We start from the raw sequence: 21,773 nt of genomic DNA, 5'->3' as shown, positions 1-21,773 counted from the left end.
GCGCAGCCTCAGCCTCAGGCCGGCTCGATCTTCGGCAAGCGCTGCTCCAGCTTCTGGTGCAGCGCGCTGTGCACTGGCCAGTTACGCATGAAGCGCGCCCGGTCACGCGCGTAGGCTGCTGCAAAGGACGATTGCGAACTGTGCTGTTGCATGGCATCCAGGTCGATCATCGCCCAGCGGTCCTTGTGCCAGAACAGGTTGTGCCCTTTGAAGTCGCCATGGCTGATGCGCGCCTGGATAAGTTGTGCGAACAGCGTGTCCAGGGCCAGCAACTCGGCCTCAGGTGCATCACCGCTTTCGACATAGGGCGCGAAGCGCTCGATGATGTCCGGCCCGTCGATAAACTCGGTGACCAGCCAGGCTTTGCTGCGCAAACCAAGGAAGCGCCGCTCCTGAACCGCCAGCGGTTTGGGCGTGGCGATGCCGAGAAACATCAGGCGATTGCCTTCGCGCCACGAATGCCAGGCGCGACTCGGGCGCCAGAAGCGCTTGAGCCAGTGGCTGAAATTCTTGATGTTGTAACGTTTGATGACCAGCGTGCGACCGCTGGCCTCGACCCGCCCCACGCTCGCCGCGCCACCGGTCTTGTACAAGTGCCCTTTGCCGAGCAAGGCGTCAGCCTGCTCAAGCACCGGCAGCATAGCCGCTTCTTCGTTGCGGCGAATGGCGCGAAACACCGATGCGGTGTCCTCGACGCTGAACAGGCTGCAATCGCGCACGGTCTTGCCGAGAAAATCCTTGAGCCGCCAGCTGCGAACCTTGTCGATCTGCCGTTGCAGCGCCTCCATCGGCAAACCATGTTCGCCGTTGCTCAGCAGATAATGCACCAGCAGCTCTTCCGTGAACGGCTCGAAAGCCTTGGGCAACTGAGCAAAGAATACCCCGAGGTTTTCCAGCACCTTTTGCCGCGACAACGGCTTGCCGGCCTGCTCAGCGCGAATACCCGCCCCATCAATCAGGTACAGCTGCCCCTTATGACGCAGCAGATTGTCCAGGTGCAGATCTTCCTGCCACAAGCCTTTGGCGTGCTGCTGAGCGATGGCGGTCAGCGCCTCGCCGAGCACCGCTTGCTGCTCGTCGGCCAGAGGCGGCAGTTCCTGAACCTCAGTCCAGGCATCGCCCAAACTTGACGCCTGCTCCAGAAACTCGAACAACAGCCAGCCACCTTCGCCTTCCTGCAAGCCGTCGGCCAGCAACAGCGGTGTGGTCAAGCCTTGCTCGGCAAGCAGACGCACCCCGGCCAGTTCACGCTGAAAGTGCCGGGCGGCCTTGTCGCCAACCAGCAGTTTTGCCAGCACGGTTCTGCCTCGCCACACACCGGCACCCACATAACGCTGCCCCGGCAACACGCGCAGCAAGCTCAGCAATTGCAACTCGGCCGGGCCGGCCGCATCGGCCAGCGTCAGGCTCATCGGCAACTCGGGGGTGCGTCCCGCGTTCTTGAGTTCAGACAAGCGCATCAACGGGTCTCTTTATCGTCGGTGTTGAAATCATCGGTGTTGAAGGTCACGTTTGTGAGCGCTGCGCTTGCCCAGACGCCCGCTCCAGGCGTCGACCAGCAGGCTGTCGGGCGTGGCTTGCAGATAAGCCGCCAACAGCTCGCGCCGCTCGGCGTCATTCCATACCTGGGCACGCCGCAGCAGCGGCTCCAGATCCCTGGCCAGGTCACGCTTGCCGAAGATCACCGGGCGCGTTTTCTCAAGATCGATCAACTGCGCCTGATAGCCCGCGCCAACCGCCTGAAGAAAAATATGCTTGGGGTAGAAGCAGCCGTGCACCTGCCCCGCACCATGCAGCGTACGTGCAAGAAGACCACAGGCCTGAAGTATCCCCGAACGCTGCTCCGAGGCCAGCGCGCTCCATTGCTGCAACAGCTCATCGAGATCGGTCCAGCCATCCAGCGCGCGGGTCATCAGGATTGCACGGCGCTCGCCATCGACCTTGCGCTCGCCGTAAAACACCGCTTGCAGCGCCGGAATACCCAGCTTGCGGTAGCGGCTGATATTACGAAACTCACGCGAAAACGAAGGCTCGCCAAACGGGTGATGCAACGTGTGCGTCAGGTAATTGCTCTGGCGCTTGAGGTAGAAACCCTGGCCGTCCAGATCAAGGCGAAACACACTGCTCCAGCCACCTCGACCGGTGTTGGGCTCATCGACTGCATCGAGCCGGATATTCCAAAGCGATTCAAAATCAGCCAGGTCGTGACGCATCAGCAAAGGCTGATCGGCACTGGCAATAAAAACGCTCATTCACGGCCCTCGAAAAAGCTGACGATGTGTCGAATTCGTTTTTTGTCGGCGGCGTTCAAACGCGCTCGCTGACGGTACTGCAAATAGAAGCGCAGGCGCTGGGTGGCCGACAGATGATACTTGGCAACCTTGTCCAGGCACGCCAGATCTTTGGTGATCCGGTAGCGCAGCATGAAGCTCCACCAGAATGCGCCGTTGGGGCAATCGATGAAAAACAGTCTGTCTTCGTTATCGACCAGCAGATTGCGCCATTTCAAATCGTTATGTGTGAAATGGTTGTCGTGCATGATCCGGGTATAAGCCGCCAACTGACGGCTGATGCCATCGACCCACTGGCGATCGGCCAGTCGCGGGTCCTTGCGTTGCGCCAGCGCCGACAAGTCTTCGGTGTTCGGCAAGCCACGCGTGATCAGTGCGCCACGATCGTACGCTGCGCCGTTGCGCTCCAGCCCCCAGGCCACAACTTCGGCCGTGGGAATGCCCCATTTGGCGAAGCGCTTGAGGTTCTGCCACTCGGACTTGACTCTGGGCTTGCCCATGTAACGGCGCAGGCCTTTGCCCGCGCCCACGTAGCGTTTGACGAAATAGTAGACGCCGGCACGCTCGACACGGATGACATCGGAAAGCGGATCACGGGTCAACTGCTGGCCCTGCAAGGCGAACACGGCGTCCAGGCTTCCGAAGTCCCGCGCCAGAGAAGTGTACTCGGGCTCAAGGTTCCAACCCGCCATCAGAGCGCATCCCCGTAGCGCACTTTACGCTGATACAACTTGTCGGCTTTTTTATCCAGCCAGGTCAGCAGCGCGGCTTCCTTGAGCAGTATTTCGCGCAATGGCTTCTGGAAATAATCCTTGAGAAAACGCAGTTTGTCGCGACGGGTCAGGCCGATGTCCAGCGCCGAAAAGTACAGCGCCGCAAGGTCCTTGTTGCGCCAGCGTGGCGTGATCGCCCGACGGGTCTGAGCACGGTGCAGATCGATAACCGACAGCCTGAAATCGTCAGCGGTCACCGGCTTGTCGGTGTGCAACAGAAAATGACAGATGTAACAATCGCGATGGTTGACGCCCGCCCGGTGCATCATCCCGACCAGTCTGGCGACTTCGGCAATGAACGCCCTTTTCAGGCGCGGCTCGGGTGGCTCGGTGCGCCAGTTGAGGCTGACGTCCTCCAGGCTGGTGGTCGGTGCCAACTCTTCGGTGACGATAAACGAGTGCTGCGCGGCGGGGTTGCTGCCACGCTCGCCATACGCCACAGCGGTCATGGTCGGCACACCGACCTCATGCAGACGCTCGATAGCGTCCCATTCCTTGCCCGCCCCCAGCACCGGCAATTTGGCGGTTGCCAGGTTCTTGGCAATTTCGCCCCAGCCGATGCCGCGGTGGATCTTGACGAAGTAGCCACGCCCGTCAACTTCGGTGCGCAGCGTGCGACGTCCTTCCAGCTCGCGGTAGACCTCACCGCTCAGGCCCTCGACCTCGGCGAATGCATCGCGCCCGGCCCACAGGCTCTTGAACGGTTCAGCAAGGAACAACTTCATCAATAGTGCTCCGCCAGAATCACATCCGCAGCGTGTTGCGGCATGCTGTAAAGGTCTGCTGTGTCAGCAAAGGCCAGACCGTTGCGACTCCAGGCGCTGCGCGCAGCATCATCCTGAAGCATGTCGGTCAAATAGCGATTGAGCTGCACCTGATCGAACGGCTCATCCAGAACCCGCCCGCAATCGGCCTCGGCAATATAATGGGCGTAACCACACACTGCGCTGACCAGTACCGGCAGCCCGGCCACCAGTGCTTCGAGCAATACCGTGCCGGTGTTTTCGTTGTAGGCCGGGTGGATCAGCAAGTCGGCACCGAGCAGGAAGCGCGGAATATCGCTGCGCCCTTTCATGAACGTCACCTGATCGCCCAACCCCAGCGCAGCGCTCTGCAACTGGAATACTTTGGGGTCGTCCTGGCCGATTACAAACAAGCGAGTGTGTTTCTTCATGTTTGCCGGCAAAGCCGCAAGTGCTTTCAGGCTGCGATCTACGCCCTTGGTCCTGAAACCGGAGCCGATTTGCACCAATAACCGGTCATCGTCGGCAAGGCCGAACTCCTTGCGAAAGTCGGCGCGAATGGCGGCAGCGTCTGGCGGTGCGCGACGGTCCTGGGAAATGCCCGGTGGCAACAGGTGGAAGCGCGACAACGGGGTGTCGTAATGTTTGATGAACAGCGGTTGCTGCACTTCGGAGATCATCAAGACCTGGGTTTTCGAGTCCCTGGCGAACACGGCGCGCTCGTAATCGGCGAAATGGCGATAACGTCCCCACTTGCGATACAGCGGGCTGCGCAGGTTTTGCGCCTTGTCCTCGAAACAACCGTCAGCGGCGTAATACACGTCCAGCCCTGGCATCTTGTTGAAACCGATCAGACGGTCCACCGGGCGTACAGCCAGGTCCGCTTCCATCCACGCAGTGAGCTTTTCGTTGCGCCGGTGATTGAAGAACGCCTTGACCGGAGCCACCAGCACTTCAAAACCGGGCGGCACGTCGCCTTCCCAGATCAGCGTGTAAACGCGAATTTGATGGCCGCGCTGCTGACATTCCAGCGCAATGCGCATGAAATCGCGTTGCAGGCCGCCAAATGGAAAGTATTTGTAGAGTACAAAAGCCAGTTGCATTAGCCAGGTTCCTTTGCCAGCAACAGCGCGCCCAGTTGGCTCGCTACTCGCTCGGGATTCAAGCGAGTGAAGCACAACGGCCACTCGCGCTTAAGGTCGAACCGGCGCTGATCGTCGGCGCTCGGTTGGTAGGTGCATTTCTTTTGCAGGCACGGCGTGCAGCCCGGATAGTCGCTGGCCAGATGCACCTGCGACTTGCCGTAGGCCCCGGTCAGGCCCGGATTGGTCGGGCCGAAGAGAGAGACAGTCGGCACATCCAGCGCTGCGGCCAGGTGCCCGATGCCGGTATCGACCGCTACGCAGGCCTGCGCGCTGGCCAGTACCCGCGCGACGCCCGCCAGGTTCAGTTTCGGCAGCACATGGGCGCTCTCCAGACCTTCGGCGATGCGTTCGGCACGCGCTTTTTCGGTCGGATTGCCCCACGGCAACTGCACATGCAAGCCACGTGCGGCCATCAATTCGGCCAGTTGACGCCAGTAAAGCTCGGGCCAATGCTTGGTGTCCCACGTTGTACCGTGCAAAAACAGCACAAACGGTGCCTGCAACGTGTCGTCCAGAGCCGCCAGTGGCTTGAGCCCGTAATCGCCCATGCCGGACGGCAGCGGATAGCCCAGCGCCTGGGCAAACAACTGACGCAGCCGTTCGACGGCATGCTGCCCGCGTGCCACCGGCAAGGCACGGTCATAAAAGCGACTGGCCACCGGCTCACGTGCCGAATCGCGGTCCAGACCCGCCACCGGCGCATCGATGTAGCGCGTCAGCCAGGCACTCTTGAACAGGCCTTGAGCGTCGATCACCAGATCGTAACGCTGCTCGCGGACATGCGCCTTGAAGCGCCGCCATTCGCCTGAGCGGAAGGTTTGCCAGAGGTTTTTGCGCCAGCGGCGGATCGCGACCGGGATGACCGCATCGACCGCCGGATGCCAGGCGGGAATCTCGGCGAAACCTTCCTCGACCACCCAGTCAAAGCGGATGCCGGGCAACGCCCGGGCCGCATCGGTCAGCGCCGGCAAGGCATGGATCACATCACCCAGTGAAGACGTCTTGATCAGCAGTACCCGCAAAATCAGGCGACCTCGACCGGAGTGCTGCTCAGGCGGGTCAGAGCCTGAATCACGGCGTCCGGCTCAAGCAGACGCATGCAGTTGTAATGGCCAAAACGGCAGGTACGCTCGAAACAGGGGCTGCATTCCAGGCCCAGGCGGACCACTTCGACTTCGTCGGCCAGCGGCGGCGTGAAGCCTGGCGATGTGGAACCGTAGACCGCCACCAGCGGGCGATTCAGCGCGGCGGCCACATGCATCAGGCCCGAATCGTTGGACACCACGGCGTCGGCACACGACAGCAGGTCGATGGCCTCGGCCAGCGAGGTGTCACCGCTGAGGTTGACGGACTCTTCACGCAGGCCGGGGATCAGTTCCTGCCGAATGCTCTCACCGACCGGATGATCTTTTTTAGAACCGAACAGCCAGACCTGCCAGCCTTCACGAATGCTGGCTTCGGCCACTTGCGCGTAGTGCTCGGCAGGCCAGCGCTTGGACTCGCCGAACTCGGCGCCAGGGCACAGCGCCAGCACCGGACGGTCGAGGCTAAGGCCAAACTTGCTCAAGGCCGCATCGCGCGTCGTGGAGTCGATGCGCAGGCTGGGCTGAGGGTAAGGACGTGGCAGCTCGGTGCCCTTGTCGAAGGCCATCGCCATGAAACGCTCGATCATCAGCGGGTAGCGCTGCTTGTCCAGGGTGCGCACGTCATTGAGCAGGCCGTAACGAAATTCACCGCGCCAGCCGGTGCGTTTCGGGATACCGGCGAAAAACGGCACCAGCGCGGATTTCAGCGAGTTGGGCAGCAGAATGGCCTGGTCGTACTGGCCAGCGAGGGACTTGCCGATGCGCCGACGGGTCGCCAGTTCAAGCGCACCGTGACCAAGCGGAAAACTGAGCGCAGCGCGAACCTCTGGCATGCGCTCCAGTATCGGACGGCTCCATTCAGGGGCCAACACGTCGATTTCGCACTCGGGATGGCGCTGTTTCAGGCACTGGAACAGCGTTTGCGCCATCACCATGTCACCGACCCAGCTAGGCCCAACGATCAGAATTTTCATGCTTCATCCAAAAACGACCAGAAACGATCAGGGAGGCCGAGCAGACTGCGTGACATTCCCACACAACCTGTCGCCTCCCTGTCATAGCTTTATATAGCGGCGCAGCGGAATACGGCGTTGCCTTGCGGCTCAGCTCAACCCCATTTGCGCCCAGATCCGCATCACCTCACGCCGCTGGGCATGAAACTGATCGCCGCCGACCACGCCCGCCTGTTTCTGCAGGGCCTGACGGTGCGCCGCCGAGCGATACGCCTTGTAGGCTTCGCGCAACAGGCTGGCGTCCACATCCGGCAACAGTCCGGCCTCTTCAAGCCCTTCGAGAATCCGGATGTTATCGGTGTATTGCAGCAGCACAGGATGCTCTCTGGACCACGCCAAGGCGGCGTATTGCACCATAAATTCGATATCGACGATACCACCGGCGTCCTGCTTGAGGTCGAATGGCACCGACGCCTCGAAGGCATTGGCCGCCCTGCCCGCCGCCGTCAGCCGGGTGCCGAGGTTGTCACGCATCTTCGCGCGCATCTCGCTGACTTCGGCGCGCAGCGTGTCCAGATCACGTTCGCGACCCAGCACATCGGCCCGGACTTTCTCGAACTGCTCACCCACATCACGACTGCCGGTCAGCACCCGCGCGCGGACCAGCGCCTGATGCTCCCAGGTCCAGGCTTCATTGGCCTGATAGCGGGCGAAGGCACCCAATGAACTGACCAGCAGCCCCGATGCACCGGACGGGCGCAGGCGCATATCGACGTCATACAACTGACCGGAGTTGGTCTGCGTGGTCAGCAAATGGATCACTCTCTGCCCCAGCCGGGTGAAAAACTGCGCACTGTCGATCGGCTTGGCCCCGTCGGTCTCGGCCTGCAAATCTCCGTCATGAATGAACACCAGGTCCAGATCAGAGCCATGACCCAGCTCGATACCGCCGACCTTGCCATAACCGACAATCACGAAACCCGGATCGCACAATGTGCCGTCGGGCCGGGAAGGCGTGCCGTGACGGGCCACGCTGTAGCGCCAGGCCAGGGCCAGCACCTGATCCAGAATCGCTTCGGCCAGCCAGGTCAGGTAATCACTGACTTTCATCAATGGCAGGCTGCCGGATATCTCGGAAGCCGCGACCCGCAGGCTGTGCGCCAGCTTGAAGTGGCGCAGGGCCTCCATTTGCTGCTCGAGGTCGTCCTCAGGAATACGCACCAGCCGCTCACGCAGCTCAGCCGCCAGTTCCGGTGCCAACGGCGGATTGAACAGACGACCTTCATTGAGCAGCTCATCGAGCAGCAGCGGGAAGCGCGCGATTTGTTCGGCGATCCATGGGCTGGCAGCGCACAGGGTCAGCAACTGGCGCAGCGCATCAGGGTTTTCAGTGAGCAGCACCAGATACGCCGAACGCCGGGCAACGGCCTCCACCAACGGCAACACCCGTTCCAGCACCAGATCGGGCTTTTCATGCTCCACCGCCTGCGCCAGCAGCCGGGGAATGAAGGCATCCAGACGTTCACGGCTCAGGCGCTGCATCGAGCGCAGATTCGGACTGCTGCGCAGGTCGGCCAGACTTTTCAGCGCTTTGCCGGTATCGACAAAACCTGCCTGCAACAACTGACGGCCTGCTGCGTCTTCATCCTGGGACTCTTCCCACAAGGGCAGCCACTCGCCGCCCACAACCACTTCACTGTCGTCCTGCAGCTCGTCGTCCGGATCAGAATCGGGATCGGCGATGACCTGACGAAAATGCCAGGACACCCGGCTGCGCCAGTACATGAGGCGCTCGTGAAAGCTGGCCCAGTCGGCAAAGCCCATGATCAGGGCGATGCGCGCCTGATCCTGCTCGTTGTCAGGCAGCATTTGCGTCTGGCGGTCGGCAATCGCCTGAATGGCGTGCTCGGTGTAACGCAGAAATTCGTAGCCTTCGCGCAGCTCTTCGGTCACCGCCGAAGGCAGATAGCCCTGCCCTTCGAGGGTTTTCAGCACGTTGAACAGCGGACGCTGTTGCAGGCTCAGGTCGCGGCCACCGTGGATCAACTGGAATGCCTGGGCGATAAACTCGACTTCGCGAATTCCGCCGGCACCCAGCTTGATGTTTTCCGCCATGCCCTTGCGTTTCACTTCCTGCTGAATCAGCTGCTTCATGGTGCGCAGCGCTTCGATGGCCGAGAAATCCAGGTAGCGGCGATACACAAACGGGCGCAGCATTTCCAGCAATTCGGCACCCGCCGCCAGATCACCGCCGACCACCCGCGCCTTGATCATCGCGTAGCGTTCCCAGTCGCGGCCCTGATCCTGGTAATACTGCTCCAGCGCATTGAAGCTGAGCACCAGCGCCCCGGATGAACCGTAGGGCCGCAGGCGCATGTCAACGCGGAACACAAAGCCGTCAACCGTCACCGGGTCCAGCGCCTTGATCAGCCGCTGGCCCAGGCGAATGAAAAACTCCTGATTGTCCAATGCACGCTTGGTGCCGACCGTCTCGCCGCCTTCCGGGTAGGCAAAAATCAGGTCGATGTCCGACGACAGGTTCAGCTCGACCGCGCCGAGTTTGCCCATGCCGAGAATGACCATCTGTTGCGGCAGGCCGCAATGGCGACCGGTCGGCGTACCGAACTGCTGACAATGGCGCGGATAGAGCCATTGGTAGGCAAGGTCGATCGAGGCATCGGCCATTTCCGATAGATCGCGGCAGGTTTCGATCAAATCTGCCTGGCGGGTCAGATCGCGCCAGATGATTCGCACTTGCTGGCGTGCGCGCTGCCGACGTAGATTACGCCCCAGCTCGTCCTCGGTGACGGCGCTCGACAGCGCATCGGCAATTTGCCCGCGCAACTCGCCGACAGAAAAGCTACGCTCCAGCTCGCCCGAACCGGCCAGTTGCAGGAGCATCTGCGGATCGCGGCAGATTTGCTCGGTAACAAAGTCGCTGGCCGCGCACACCCGGTCAAATGCCGTGCGGCGTGCCTCGGGCCAGGCCTCGAAAGACGCCAGCGCTTCAGCGGACAATTCAGTCAGGGCGGTGCGCCAGGTTTGCCGGGCACGGGTAATCAACGGCAGCAAAATAGCCGGAAAATCGGCCAGTGAAGGTAGGCTCATGGTCTATCCTTGATCGGCGTGCAAACGGCCGCTCGCCATGACGGCGAGATACGTCTGCCAGCACCGCTTGTCGAACAAAGGTTATAAATTGCTGGAAAAATCAAATTAGAAGCATAAAAATCCGTTTTTTCCCTGCAAGATATTCAATAGCGATCAACAGTAACGTTTTAAGTTACAAGACAACAGGAGCGATTGAGTCGCTTCTCTGTAGTTTTACTACTGGGTCCGATACTCGGAGGGCTGAAATCGTCGTCGATTTGTAGTAAAACTACACGCCGCCGGATCCCACCCTCCGGTAATCCAAGAATTTATGTCGTCTGCCCACAAGGCCAGTCGCAAACTCAGGCAACCGATTCTGGAAGCCTTTCCGCCCTGGAGCAAGCCATGCAAGACCTCGATCCCGTCGAAACCCAGGAATGGCTGGACGCCCTGGAATCGGTTCTCGACAAAGAAGGCGAAGACCGCGCTCACTACCTGATGACCCGTCTGGGCGAGCTGGCCACCCGTAGTGGTTCGCAGCTGCCGTACGCCATCACCACGCCATACCGCAACACGATTCCTGTCACCCACGAAGCACGCATGCCTGGCGACCTGTTCATGGAACGCCGCATTCGCTCGCTGGTGCGCTGGAACGCATTGGCCATGGTTGTCAAAACCAACATCGGCGACCCGGATCTGGGCGGCCACATCTCCAGCTTCGCCTCCAGCGCCACCCTGTACGACATCGGCTTCAACTACTTCTTCCAGGCCCCGACCGACGAACACGGCGGCGACCTGATCTACTTCCAGGGTCACGCATCGCCAGGCGTCTACGCCCGTGCGTTCCTCGAAGGCCGCATCACTGAAGACCAGATGAACAACTTCCGTCAGGAAGTCGACGGCAAAGGCCTGTCTTCTTACCCGCACCCGTGGCTGATGAAGGATTTCTGGCAGTTCCCGACGGTATCGATGGGCCTTGGCCCGATCCAGGCGATCTACCAGGCGCGCTTCATGAAGTACCTGGAGCACCGCGGTTACATTCCGGAAGGCAAGCAGAAAGTCTGGTGCTTCCTGGGTGACGGCGAGACCGACGAGCCGGAATCCCTGGGCGCCATCGCCCTGGCCGGTCGCGAGAAGCTCGACAACCTGATCTTCGTCGTCAACTGCAACCTGCAGCGCCTCGACGGCCCGGTTCGCGGCAACGCCAAGATCATCCAGGAACTGGAAGGCGTGTTCCGTGGCGCGCAATGGAACGTCACCAAAGTCATCTGGGGCCGTTTCTGGGACCCACTGCTGGCCAAGGACGTCGACGGTATCCTGCAACGTCGTATGGACGAAGTCATCGACGGCGAATACCAGAACTACAAAGCCAAGGACGGCGCGTTCGTTCGCGAGCACTTCTTCAATTCGCCTGAGCTCAAGGCCATGGTTGCCGATCTGTCCGACGACGAGATCTGGAAACTCAACCGTGGCGGCCACGACCCGTACAAGGTCTACGCGGCGTACCACGAAGCCGTCAACCACAAGGGTCAACCGACCGTGGTTCTGGCCAAGACCATCAAAGGTTATGGCACCGGCGCCGGCGAAGCGAAAAACACTGCGCACAACACCAAGAAGGTCGATGTCGACAGCCTGCGTCACTTCCGTGATCGCTTCGACATCCCGGTCAAGGACGCAGAGCTTGAAGCCCTGCCGTTCTACAAGCCGGAAGAAGGCAGCGCCGAAGCCCGTTACCTGAGCGAGCGTCGTGCTGCGCTGGGTGGCTTCGTACCGCAGCGTCGCGCCAAGAGCTTCAACCTGCCGACCCCGCCACTCGACACCCTCAAGGCCATCCTTGACGGCTCGGGCGACCGCGAAATTTCCACCACCATGGCCTTCGTGCGCATCCTGACGCAACTGGTCAAGGACAAGGAAGTCGGTCAGCGCATCGTGCCGATCATCCCTGACGAAGCACGTACCTTCGGCATGGAAGGCATGTTCCGCCAGTTGGGCATCTACTCGTCGGTCGGCCAGCTCTACGAGCCAGTCGATAAAGAACAAGTGATGTTCTATCGCGAAGACAAGAAAGGCCAGATTCTCGAAGAAGGCATCAACGAAGCGGGCGCCATGTCCTCCTTCATCGCTGCCGGTACTTCGTATTCCAGCCACAATCAGCCGATGATTCCGTTCTACATCTTCTACTCGATGTTCGGTTTCCAGCGCATTGGTGACCTGGCCTGGGCCGCTGGCGACAGCCGCACCCGTGGCTTCCTGATCGGCGGCACCGCCGGTCGTACCACCCTGAACGGCGAAGGCCTGCAGCACGAAGACGGTCATAGCCACATCCTGGCATCGACCATCCCGAACTGCCGCACCTTCGACCCGACGTACGGTTACGAGCTGGCAGTGATCATCCAGGACGGCATGCGCCTGATGTTCGAAGAACAGCAGGACGTTTTCTACTACCTGACCGTGATGAACGAATCCTACGCGCAGCCAGCAATGCCGGCCGGTGTCGAGGCAGGTATCGTCAAGGGCATGTACCTGCTCGAAGAAGACACCAGAGAAGCGGCGCACCACGTCCAGTTGCTGGGTTCGGGCACCATCCTGCGTGAAGTTCGCGAAGCGGCGAAGATTCTCCGCGACGAGTTCAACATCGGTGCTGACGTGTGGAGCGTGACCAGCTTCAACGAACTGCGTCGCGACGGTCTGGCTGTAGAGCGCAACAACCGCCTGCACCCGGGCCAGAAGCCGGAACTGAGCTATGTTGAGCAATGCCTCAACGGTCGCAAAGGCCCGGTCATTGCCTCGACGGACTACATGAAGCTGTTCGCGGACCAGATTCGTCAGTGGGTTCCGACCAAGGAATACAAAGTGTTGGGCACCGACGGTTTCGGCCGTAGCGACAGCCGCAAGAAGCTGCGTCACTTCTTTGAAGTCGATCGCCACTTCGTTGTGCTGGCAGCTCTGGAAGCCTTGGCTGATCGTGGCGATATCGAACCTAAAGTCGTGGCGGAAGCCATCGTCAAGTTCGGCATCGATCCTGAAAAACGCAATCCACTGGACTGCTAAAGGCTCTGCTTCAAGAGCGCTGATCAGAGCGTAAACAGCCGAGGATGCGGAATTTACCCATCGTAAATGAGCATCCAGGCTGTTTCGTTGTACCTGAGCCAGCGTATTCGTGAGTGAACAGGTTCTCCTAAGGAGAGACATAGTGAGTGAGTTAATTCGCGTACCCGACATCGGCAACGGTGAAGGCGAAGTCATTGAATTGATGGTCAAGGTCGGTGATCGCATCGAAGCCGACCAGAGCGTTCTGACGCTTGAATCGGACAAGGCGAGCATGGAAATCCCTGCTCCCAAGGCTGGCGTCATCAAGGCCATGAAGGTCAAGCTGGGCGACCGCCTGAAAGAAGGCGACGAGCTGTTCGAGCTGGAAGTGGAAGGCGAAGCCTCTGCCGCGCCGGCACCTGCTGCCGAACCTGCAGCCGCCGCGGCCCCTGCCGCTGCTGAAAAACCTGCCGAAGCCGCACCCGCTGCTGCCGAGCCAGCTCCGGCTGCCGCCGCCACCGTTCAAGACATTCATGTTCCGGACATCGGTTCGTCAGGCAAGGCCAAGATCATCGAACTGATGGTCAAGGTCGGTGACAGCATCACGGCTGATCAATCGTTGATCACCCTTGAGTCCGACAAGGCCAGCATGGAGATCCCGTCTCCTGCCGCAGGCGTTATCGAAAGCATCGAAGTCAAGCTGGACCAGGAAGTCGGCACCGGCGACCTGATCCTGAAACTGAAAGTCGCAGGCGCAGCGCCTGCTGCTGCACCGGCGCCTGCCGCCAGCGCACCGGCCGCCGCACCGGCCAAGGCTGAAGCGGCTGCTCCGGCCGCTGCTCCTGCACCTAAAGCCGAAGCTGCACCCGCTCCGGCCGCACCGGCCAAAGACGGCGCCAAGGTTCACGCAGGCCCGGCTGTTCGTCAGCTGGCACGCGAGTTCGGCGTCGAGCTGAGCGCGGTCAGCGCCACCGGCCCGCACGGTCGCGTACTGAAAGAAGACGTTCAGGTTTACGTCAAGGCCATGATGCAGAAGGCCAAGGAAGCTCCAGCAGGCGGCGCAAGCGGCGGCTCGGGCATCCCGCCGATTCCGGAAGTCGATTTCAGCCGTTTTGGCGAAATCGAAGAAGTGCCAATGACTCGCCTGATGCAACTGGGTGCGTCGGGTCTGCATCGCAGCTGGCTGAACATCCCGCACGTCACGCAATTCGACCAGGCCGACATCACCGACCTGGAAGCTTTCCGTGTTGCGCAGAAAGGCGCTGCCGAGAAAGCTGGCGTCAAGCTGACCGTGCTGCCGCTGCTGCTCAAGGCTTGCGCGCATCTGCTCAAGGAACTGCCGGACTTCAACGCTTCGCTGGCACCCAGCGGCAAGGCTGTGATCCGCAAGAAGTACGTGCACATCGGCTTCGCCGTGGACACCCCGGACGGCCTGCTGGTCCCGGTCATCCGCGACGTCGATCAGAAGAGCCTGCTGCAACTGGCAGCCGAAGCAGCCGTACTGGCTGAAAAGGCGCGCAGCAAGAAACTGACCGCAAACGACATGCAGGGCGCCTGCTTCACCATCTCCAGCCTCGGCCACATTGGCGGCACCGGCTTCACGCCGATCGTCAACGCGCCGGAAGTGGCGATCCTCGGTGTTTCCAAGGCAACCATCCAGCCTGTCTGGGACGGCAAAGCCTTCCAGCCTAAACTGATGCTGCCGCTGTCGCTGTCCTACGATCACCGCGTGATCAATGGCGCAGCTGCTGCCCGCTTCACCAAGCGCTTGAGCGAATTGCTGACGGACATCCGCACAATCCTGCTGTAAGCCAGCCAGGCCCGTCACCACGACGGGCCAGGCCGTACACCTTTGCGAGCTGCCACGCTCGAACCTCAACCCCGCCCTCCAGCGGGGATTTTTTTGTCTGGCTATCCAGCGTCATACACAGATTCGCTCGACCTAAAGTTGAAACTCACTATCTGTGGGAGCGGACTTGTCCGCGAAGGGGGCGGTATGTTCACCGAAAATGCGCCGTCTGAAACACCGCCTTCGCGGACAAGCGAAGCTTCGCCCGGTCCACAAAAGCCTCGCCGTTCTGGCAACTCTGCGTACGATTCCGAGCGGTCGGTGCCAGGTCTGGCTGGCGGGTGATACACTGCGCGACATTTTTGTTTTGCAGGTCCACCGTCGTGACTAACACCGCTTTCAATTCTCTGCCTCTGTCTGCTGCCATGCTGGCTAACCTGGAGTCGCTTGGTTATGCCGAAATGACGCCGATTCAGGCGCAGAGCCTGCCGGTGATCCTCAAGGGCATGGACCTGATCGCGCAAGCCAAGACCGGTAGCGGCAAGACCGCTGCGTTCGGCATCGGCCTGCTCAACCCGATCAACCCGCGCTTCTTCGGCTGCCAGGCACTGGTCATGTGCCCGACCCGCGAGCTGGCGGATCAGGTGGCCAAGGAAATCCGTCGTCTGGCCCGCTCGGAAGACAACATCAAAGTGCTGACCCTTTGCGGCGGTGTGTCTTTTGGCCCGCAGATCGGCTCGCTGGAGCACGGCGCGCACATCATCGTTGGCACGCCAGGCCGCATTCAGCAACATTTGCGCAAAGGCTCGCTGGTGCTTGACGGCCTGAACACGCTGATTCTCGATGAAGCCGATCGCATGCTGGACATGGGTTTCTACGATTCCATCGCCGATATCATCGAGCAGACCCCGCAGCGCCGCCAAACCCTGCTGTTTTCGGCCACTTACCCGGTCGGCATCAAGCAACTGTCGTCGAAGTTCATGCGCGATCCACAGACTGTCAAAGTTGAAGCGCTGCACGCCGACAGCCAGATCGAGCAGATTTTCTACGAGATCTCCCCAGAGCAGCGCCTGGAAGCCGTGGTCAAGGTACTCGGCCATTTTCGTCCAACGTCCTGCGTCGCGTTCTGCTTCACCAAGCAGCAGGTTCAGGAAGTGGTCGACCACCTGACCGCCAAAGGCATGTCTGCGGTCGGCCTGCATGGCGATCTGGAACAGCGTGACCGTGATCAGGTGCTGGCGATGTTCGCCAACCGCAGTACTTCGGTACTGGTCGCCACCGACGTAGCCGCACGCGGTCTGGACATCGATGCACTGGACATGGTGCTCAACGTCGAACTGGCCCGCGATTCGGAAATCCACATTCACCGTGTAGGCCGTACCGGTCGCGCAGGCGAGACAGGCATCGCGGTAAGCCTCGTGGCACCGTCGGAAAGCCAGCGCGCCCGCGCCATCGAAGAATTGCAGAAAGCCCCGTTGAACTGGCAGCAGTACGACAGCCTGAGCATCAAGGAAGGCGGCAAGCTGCTGCCCGCCATGACCACGCTGTGCATCGGTTCCGGGCGCAAGGACAAACTGCGTCCGGGCGACATCCTCGGCGCACTGACCGGCGAAGCGGGTATTGCGGGCACCCAGGTCGGCAAGATCGCAATCTTCGACTTTCAGGCCTACGTCGCCGTCGAACGCAGCATGGCCAAACAGGCGCTGGAGCGACTGAACAATGGCAAGATCAAAGGCAAATCGCTGCGCGTACGAATCCTCTGAAATAGTCGTTAGCTGGATTATCGTCCCCACGCCCCGCGTGGGGACGCAGTTCTGGACGCCCTGCGTCCGATTTTGAATAGTTGGTGCGGCGCAGATAGGTGACGCAGAGCGTCACGAGAGGCATTCCCATGCGGAGCGTGGGAACGATCGCGACCTACAGATCGAGGAAACACGCTGTGCCCGTTACTGACGTTGTAATCATTGGCGCTGGCGCCGCAGGTTTGATGTGTGCGTTTACCGCCGCCGCTCGCGGGCGCAAGGTGATGTTGATCGATCACGCCAATAAACCCGGCAAGAAGATTCTCATGTCCGGTGGCGGGCGCTGCAACTTCACCAACATGTACACCGAGCCGGCCAATTTCCTGTCGCAGAATTCGCACTTCTGCAAATCGGCCCTGGCCCGCTACACCCAGTGGGATTTCATTGCGATGGTCGCCAAACATGGCGTGCCGTATCACGAGAAAAAACTCGGCCAGCTGTTCTGTGACAACAAGTCCAGTGACATTCTGGAAATGCTGCTTGAGGAATGCCGTCAGGCCGGTGTCAGTCTGCACATGGACACTTGCGTGCAGCAGATCGACAAAACCGAATCCGGCTACAGCCTGCACACCACGCTGGGTACGCTGAGCTGCGAGTCGCTGGTCATCGCCACAGGCGGGCTGTCGATCCCGACGCTGGGCGCCACCGGCTTCGGCTATCAGGTCGGCAAGCAGTTCGGCCACACGCTGCTGCCCACCCGCGCAGGGCTGGTGCCGTTCACCATCACCGATCAGCTCAAGGAGCTGTGCACCGAGCTGTCCGGCACCTCGGTGGATTGTCTGGTCAGCTGCCACGACACCAGCTTTCGCGAAAACATCCTGTTCACGCACCGCGGCCTCAGTGGCCCGGCGATTCTGCAGATATCCTCGTTCTGGCAGCCCGGCGACACCGTCGAAATCAACCTGCTGCCCGACCACGATGTGCACGCCTGGCTTACGCGACAACAGGCCGAACGCCCGAACAGCGAGCTGAAAACCCTGCTGGGGGAAATCTTCACCAAGAAGATGGCCAACCTGATCGCCGAACACTGGTTCGTTTCCAGGCCCATGAAGCAATACACCCACGCTGAACTGGCCGACATCGCTGAAAAACTGGCGAGCTGGAAGGTGGTCCCGGCAGGCACCGAAGGCTATCGCACCGCCGAAGTAACGCTGGGTGGCATCGATACCCGTGAAGTGTCGTCCAAGACCATGGAATCACTGAAATCACCCGGCCTCTATTTTGTGGGCGAAGTGCTGGACGTGAGCGGTCATCTGGGCGGTTTCAATTTCCAGTGGGCCTGGGCGTCGGCCTATGCAGCAGCGCAATACGCCTGACGTAACGTTTTGAACTAACATCGCAACACCGCAGACCGGTACAAATCGTGCGAAGCGGATGTACAGCCAGCCGTTTGGCCTGTACATATCCTTCTGCACGATCGATCAATTGCGAACAGGGCCGTCAGCTTATCCATGGCATCGAAATCTCTCCGTCATACTCTCCGTCGATTGTGGGCGCTGGATAAATTCAGCTATAGCGTTCGGGTTTTTATCGCACTGACCGGCAGCATGGCGCTGTGCTGGTATCAAAACGAGATGGCCCTGCTGATCCCGCTGTTCCTGGGGATTATCGCCAGCGCCCTGGCCGAGACCGATGACAGTTGGCAAGGCCGGCTCAATGCACTGGCCGTGACCCTGGTGTGCTTCAGCATCGCCGCACTCGCTGTAGAGCTGCTGTTCCCCTACCCCTGGCTGTTCGTCTGCTCTCTGGCGCTGGCCAGCTTCTGCCTGACCATGCTTGGCGCGCTGGGCGAGCGCTATGGCGCGATTGCCTACGGCACGCTGATTCTCTCGGTCTACACCATGATCGGCGTCGATCAACGCGGCGGTGAGGTGCTGGACTTCTGGCACGAGCCGATGCTGCTGGTGGCAGGCGCCGCGTGGTACGGCCTGTTGTCGGTGCTGTGGCAAATGCTGTTTTCCAACCAGCCGGTGCAGCAGGCGCTGGCGCGGTTGTTCCGCGAACTGGGGCAGTACCTGAAACTCAAATCGACGCTGTTCGAGCCGATTCGCACCCTCAATGTGGAGGCCCGCCGCCTGGAACTGGCGCAGCAGAACGGTCGTGTTGTTGCGGCGTTGAACTCCACCAAGGAAATCATTCTGCACCGCGTTGGCAGTGGTCGGCCTGGCTCGAAAGTCAGCCGCTACCTGAAACTGTATTTCATCGCTCAGGACATCCACGAGCGCGCCAGCTCGTCGCACTACCCTTACAACTCGCTGGCCGACGCGTTCTTCCATAGCGACGTGCTGTTCCGCTGTCAGCGACTGCTGCGTCAGCAAGGCGTTGCCTGTCAGGCGCTGTCAGAGTCCATCCAGCTGCGTCAGCCGTTCGTGTACGACCCAAGCTTCGCAGAAGCCATGGAAGACCTGCAGGCCTCGCTTGAGCACCTGCGCATCCAGAGCAACCCGGCATGGCGCGGCCTGTTGCGCTCGCTGCGTGCACTGGCCGCCAACCTAGGCACGCTGGATCGCCTGATCAGCGACGCCAGCAACCCCGACGCTGTGGCCGACGCCACCGACAGCAGCCTGCTCGACCGTTCGCCGCGCAACCTCAAGGACGTCTGGACGCGCCTGCGTTTGCAGATGACCCCGACCTCGCTGCTGTTCCGCCATGCACTGCGCCTGCCGCTGGCGCTGACCATCGGGTACGCGATGGTGCACCTGATTCACCCGTCGCAAGGCTACTGGATCATCCTGACCACGGTTTTTGTCTGCCAGCCCAGTTATGGCGCCACCCGGCGCAAGCTAGGTCAGCGGATCATCGGCACGGCCATCGGCCTGACCGTCGGCTGGGTGCTGTTCGATCTGGTCACCAGCCCGATTCTGCAGTCGATGTGCGCGGTGCTGGCTGGCGTGGTGTTCTTCGTTAACCGCACTACCCGCTATACGCTTTCGACCGCCGCCATCACGGTCATGGTGCTGTTCTGCTTCAATCAGGTCGGCGACGGCTACGGGTTGTTCCTGCCACGCTTGTTCGACACCTTGCTGGGCAGCCTGATCGCCGGGCTCGCAGTGTTCCTGTTCCTGCCCGACTGGCAGGGACGACGCCTGAACAAGGTGCTGGCCAATACCCTGACCTGCAACAGCGTGTATTTGCGGCAGATCATGCAGCAATACGCCAAGGGCAAAAGTGACGATCTGGCCTACCGACTGGCCAGGCGCAACGCGCACAATGCCGATGCCGCGCTGTCCACCACCCTGGCCAACATGCTCATGGAGCCCGGTCACTTCCGCAAGGAGGCAGACGTCGGTTTCCGCTTTCTAGTGCTGTCACACACGCTGCTGAGCTACCTGTCGGGCCTCGGTGCCCACCGCGATACTCAATTGCCGAGCGACGTCCGCGAGCACCTGATCGATAACGTGGGCACCTCACTGGCAGCCAGTATTGACGAAATCGCCGCAGGACTGGCCGACAAGAAGTCTGTCGCCGTGCAAAGCGACATCGAGGAAGCGCTGGCCACTCAGCTGGAACAGCTCCCCGAAGAGATGGACGAAAGCCAGCGTCTGGTACAGGCCCAACTGGCCTTGATCTGCCGTCAACTGGCGCCGCTGCGCACCCTCGCCGCTCACCTGATCAAAGCTCCGGAGGCCCTTGCAGACCGTGCAGTCTGAGCAGTTCTTCATAGGTGCCGTCGGCTTTCATGGCGGCAATTTCCCGGTCGAAGTCGGCGACGATCTTTGCGTGATGGGGGTTTTTCAGGCTGACCAGAATATGCAGGCTGTTTTCGCTCAACGAGCCCGGTAGAAACTCGACACGAGCACGAACCTCGTTGGCCTCCAGCGCAAGGTTGTAGCGCGCCACATACTCATCCTCCAGGGTCAGGTCCACGCGTTCAGCAGCGAGCATGCGCACTGCCGTGGAGAAGTTCTGAACCGGGACCTTTTTGAGCAGAACGTCGCTGTCGAATGCGGGCGAATAGGCATAGCCGCGCACAACGGCGATCAGGTAATGGTGCAGTTGCTCGTGAGTCAGAGCGTCGATGGGCGACTCTTTGCGCTTGATGAAGCGAATACGATTGAGCAAGTATTCGGCAGAAAACTGGCCTATTTTTTTGCGATCTTCGCTGAACCACGCATTGATGAGCACATCGTGACGCCCCTCGCTCAACCCCAGCAGCGCTCGCGCCCAAGGCACCTGTTCGTAGAGGGTCGTGTACCCGGCGCGCTTCAACGCCGTGTTGACGATATCGGTCGCCAGCCCGCCATTGAGCAGCAGCGCATCGGTGAACGGAGGCCAGGGGTCAGCGACAAGACGCAACTTTTCGGCTGCAGTGGCGTTTGCCATCAACAGAAAGACCAGCAACCCAACCGCTCGAAGCCACTGCGACATGCTCAGGTTCCTGAAAAGAGCGGTATGCCCGATGCAATCCTATCGGCAGCAAAACCGCGACGCATTAGAGTGCCCGCTGCTTTTAATTGAAGACCCGAAGCCGTCGGTAGACAACTGGCGAGGTGAACACGTTCTGCAACGCCACACACTTCGTTGACAGGGTTTATTGGGAATGTCGCTGGATACGTTTAGACTTCGCTTCTGGTTTCCCTGCGAGTCTGCGACATGTCTATCAATTGGATCTGCAAACATCACACCGAGCTGAGCATCCAGCAGCTCTACGCCGTACTGCAATTGCGTGCCGAGGTGTTTGTGGTTGAGCAGCAATGCGTATATCTGGACGTGGACGGACAGGACCTGACAGGCGATACCTGCCACCTGATGGCCTGGCAGGAAGACAAACTGGTTGCTTACCTGCGCTTGCTGGACCCGATTCAGCAGGGTGGTGATGTGACCATTGGCAGGGTTGTGACCGCGCCTTCGATACGCAGCAGAGGCATTGGCCACGAGCTGATGGTTCAGGCACTGGAAAACGCCGAGCGCAAATGGCCCGACCAACCGATCTATCTGTCGGCTCAGGCGCACTTGCAGGGCTACTACAGCCGTTATGGCTTCAACCCGGTGGGCGAAGTCTATCTGGAAGACGACATCCCGCACATCGGCATGCGCCGCGATCTGGAGTAGGGGCCGTTGCAAGCTTTCAGCTG

General features: G+C 60.6%; 15 protein-coding genes. 6 read left to right on the top strand and 9 right to left on the bottom strand.

What is annotated here, in order from left to right; all coding sequences use genetic code 11:
• Positions 1-14: 14 nt before the first annotated feature.
• The 8 genes from QRN38_RS01720 to glnE form a co-directional block, all read right to left on the bottom strand.
• A complete protein-coding gene (locus tag QRN38_RS01720; protein ID WP_007244580.1) occupies positions 15-1,460 on the bottom strand; it encodes a lipopolysaccharide kinase InaA family protein in 1,446 nt (481 codons plus the stop codon).
• Between the two features lie 30 nt (positions 1,461-1,490).
• Positions 1,491-2,252: a lipopolysaccharide kinase InaA family protein gene (locus QRN38_RS01715; RefSeq protein ID WP_005762965.1), complete on the bottom strand. Its 762-nt coding sequence runs from the start codon at positions 2,250-2,252 to the stop codon at positions 1,491-1,493.
• On the bottom strand, positions 2,249-2,983 hold the full coding sequence (locus QRN38_RS01710) for a lipopolysaccharide kinase InaA family protein (protein WP_007244579.1): 735 nt from the start codon (positions 2,981-2,983) through the stop codon (positions 2,249-2,251). The genes QRN38_RS01715 and QRN38_RS01710 overlap by 4 nt, the downstream gene beginning before the upstream one ends.
• Positions 2,983-3,789, bottom strand: a complete 807-nt coding sequence (rfaP, locus tag QRN38_RS01705) for a lipopolysaccharide core heptose(I) kinase RfaP (protein WP_003377136.1) — start codon at positions 3,787-3,789, stop codon at positions 2,983-2,985. The genes QRN38_RS01710 and rfaP overlap by 1 nt, the downstream gene beginning before the upstream one ends.
• Positions 3,789-4,910, bottom strand: a complete 1,122-nt coding sequence (locus QRN38_RS01700) for a glycosyltransferase family 4 protein (RefSeq protein WP_057419041.1) — start codon at positions 4,908-4,910, stop codon at positions 3,789-3,791. Before QRN38_RS01700 ends, rfaP begins: the two co-directional genes overlap by 1 nt.
• A complete protein-coding gene (gene waaC / locus QRN38_RS01695) occupies positions 4,910-5,974 on the bottom strand; it encodes a lipopolysaccharide heptosyltransferase I (RefSeq protein WP_057419040.1) in 1,065 nt (354 codons plus the stop codon). Before waaC ends, QRN38_RS01700 begins: the two co-directional genes overlap by 1 nt.
• A 2-nt stretch (positions 5,975-5,976) precedes the next feature.
• Positions 5,977-7,011: a lipopolysaccharide heptosyltransferase II gene (waaF, locus tag QRN38_RS01690; RefSeq protein WP_057419039.1), complete on the bottom strand. Its 1,035-nt coding sequence runs from the start codon at positions 7,009-7,011 to the stop codon at positions 5,977-5,979.
• A gap of 129 nt (positions 7,012-7,140) precedes the next feature.
• Positions 7,141-10,098 carry a bifunctional [glutamate--ammonia ligase]-adenylyl-L-tyrosine phosphorylase/[glutamate--ammonia-ligase] adenylyltransferase gene (gene glnE, locus QRN38_RS01685; RefSeq protein ID WP_057419038.1) on the bottom strand — a complete coding sequence of 986 codons (2,958 nt, stop codon included), beginning with the start codon at positions 10,096-10,098 and terminating at the stop codon, positions 7,141-7,143.
• Between the two features lie 384 nt (positions 10,099-10,482).
• Here glnE and aceE point away from each other — a divergent pair, with 384 nt between their 5' ends.
• The 5 genes from aceE to yccS all read left to right on the top strand — a co-directional run bounded on the left by aceE (position 10,483) and on the right by yccS (position 20,348).
• The gene (gene aceE / locus QRN38_RS01680) at positions 10,483-13,128 is read left to right on the top strand and encodes a pyruvate dehydrogenase (acetyl-transferring), homodimeric type (protein ID WP_003377141.1); all 2,646 of its coding nucleotides are present in this window, start codon (positions 10,483-10,485) and stop codon (positions 13,126-13,128) included.
• 142 nt (positions 13,129-13,270) lie between these two features.
• Positions 13,271-14,917: a dihydrolipoyllysine-residue acetyltransferase gene (gene aceF / locus QRN38_RS01675; RefSeq protein ID WP_007244575.1), complete on the top strand. Its 1,647-nt coding sequence runs from the start codon at positions 13,271-13,273 to the stop codon at positions 14,915-14,917.
• A gap of 362 nt (positions 14,918-15,279) precedes the next feature.
• On the top strand, positions 15,280-16,659 hold the full coding sequence (dbpA, locus tag QRN38_RS01670; protein WP_005762956.1) for an ATP-dependent RNA helicase DbpA: 1,380 nt from the start codon (positions 15,280-15,282) through the stop codon (positions 16,657-16,659).
• A 176-nt stretch (positions 16,660-16,835) separates the two neighbouring features.
• A complete protein-coding gene (locus tag QRN38_RS01665; RefSeq protein WP_057419037.1) occupies positions 16,836-18,014 on the top strand; it encodes a BaiN/RdsA family NAD(P)/FAD-dependent oxidoreductase in 1,179 nt (392 codons plus the stop codon).
• A 135-nt stretch (positions 18,015-18,149) separates the two neighbouring features.
• On the top strand, positions 18,150-20,348 hold the full coding sequence (gene yccS, locus QRN38_RS01660; RefSeq protein WP_032621962.1) for a YccS family putative transporter: 2,199 nt from the start codon (positions 18,150-18,152) through the stop codon (positions 20,346-20,348).
• On the opposite strand, the gene QRN38_RS01655 is transcribed toward yccS, so the two are convergent.
• A complete protein-coding gene (locus QRN38_RS01655; RefSeq protein ID WP_005762952.1) occupies positions 20,311-21,066 on the bottom strand; it encodes a substrate-binding periplasmic protein in 756 nt (251 codons plus the stop codon). The genes yccS and QRN38_RS01655 overlap by 38 nt on opposite strands.
• A 225-nt stretch (positions 21,067-21,291) precedes the next feature.
• On the opposite strand from QRN38_RS01655, the gene QRN38_RS01650 reads away from it, so the two are divergent.
• On the top strand, positions 21,292-21,750 hold the full coding sequence (locus tag QRN38_RS01650) for a GNAT family N-acetyltransferase (RefSeq protein WP_005620970.1): 459 nt from the start codon (positions 21,292-21,294) through the stop codon (positions 21,748-21,750).
• Positions 21,751-21,773: the final 23 nt, after the last annotated feature.

Source organism: Pseudomonas sp. CFBP2511 (assembly GCF_030209255.1).
Taxonomy (GTDB): domain Bacteria; phylum Pseudomonadota; class Gammaproteobacteria; order Pseudomonadales; family Pseudomonadaceae; genus Aquipseudomonas; species Aquipseudomonas avellanae.
Note: the sequence above shows the minus strand (reverse complement) of the source record. Positions and strands in the feature narration are given on the sequence as shown.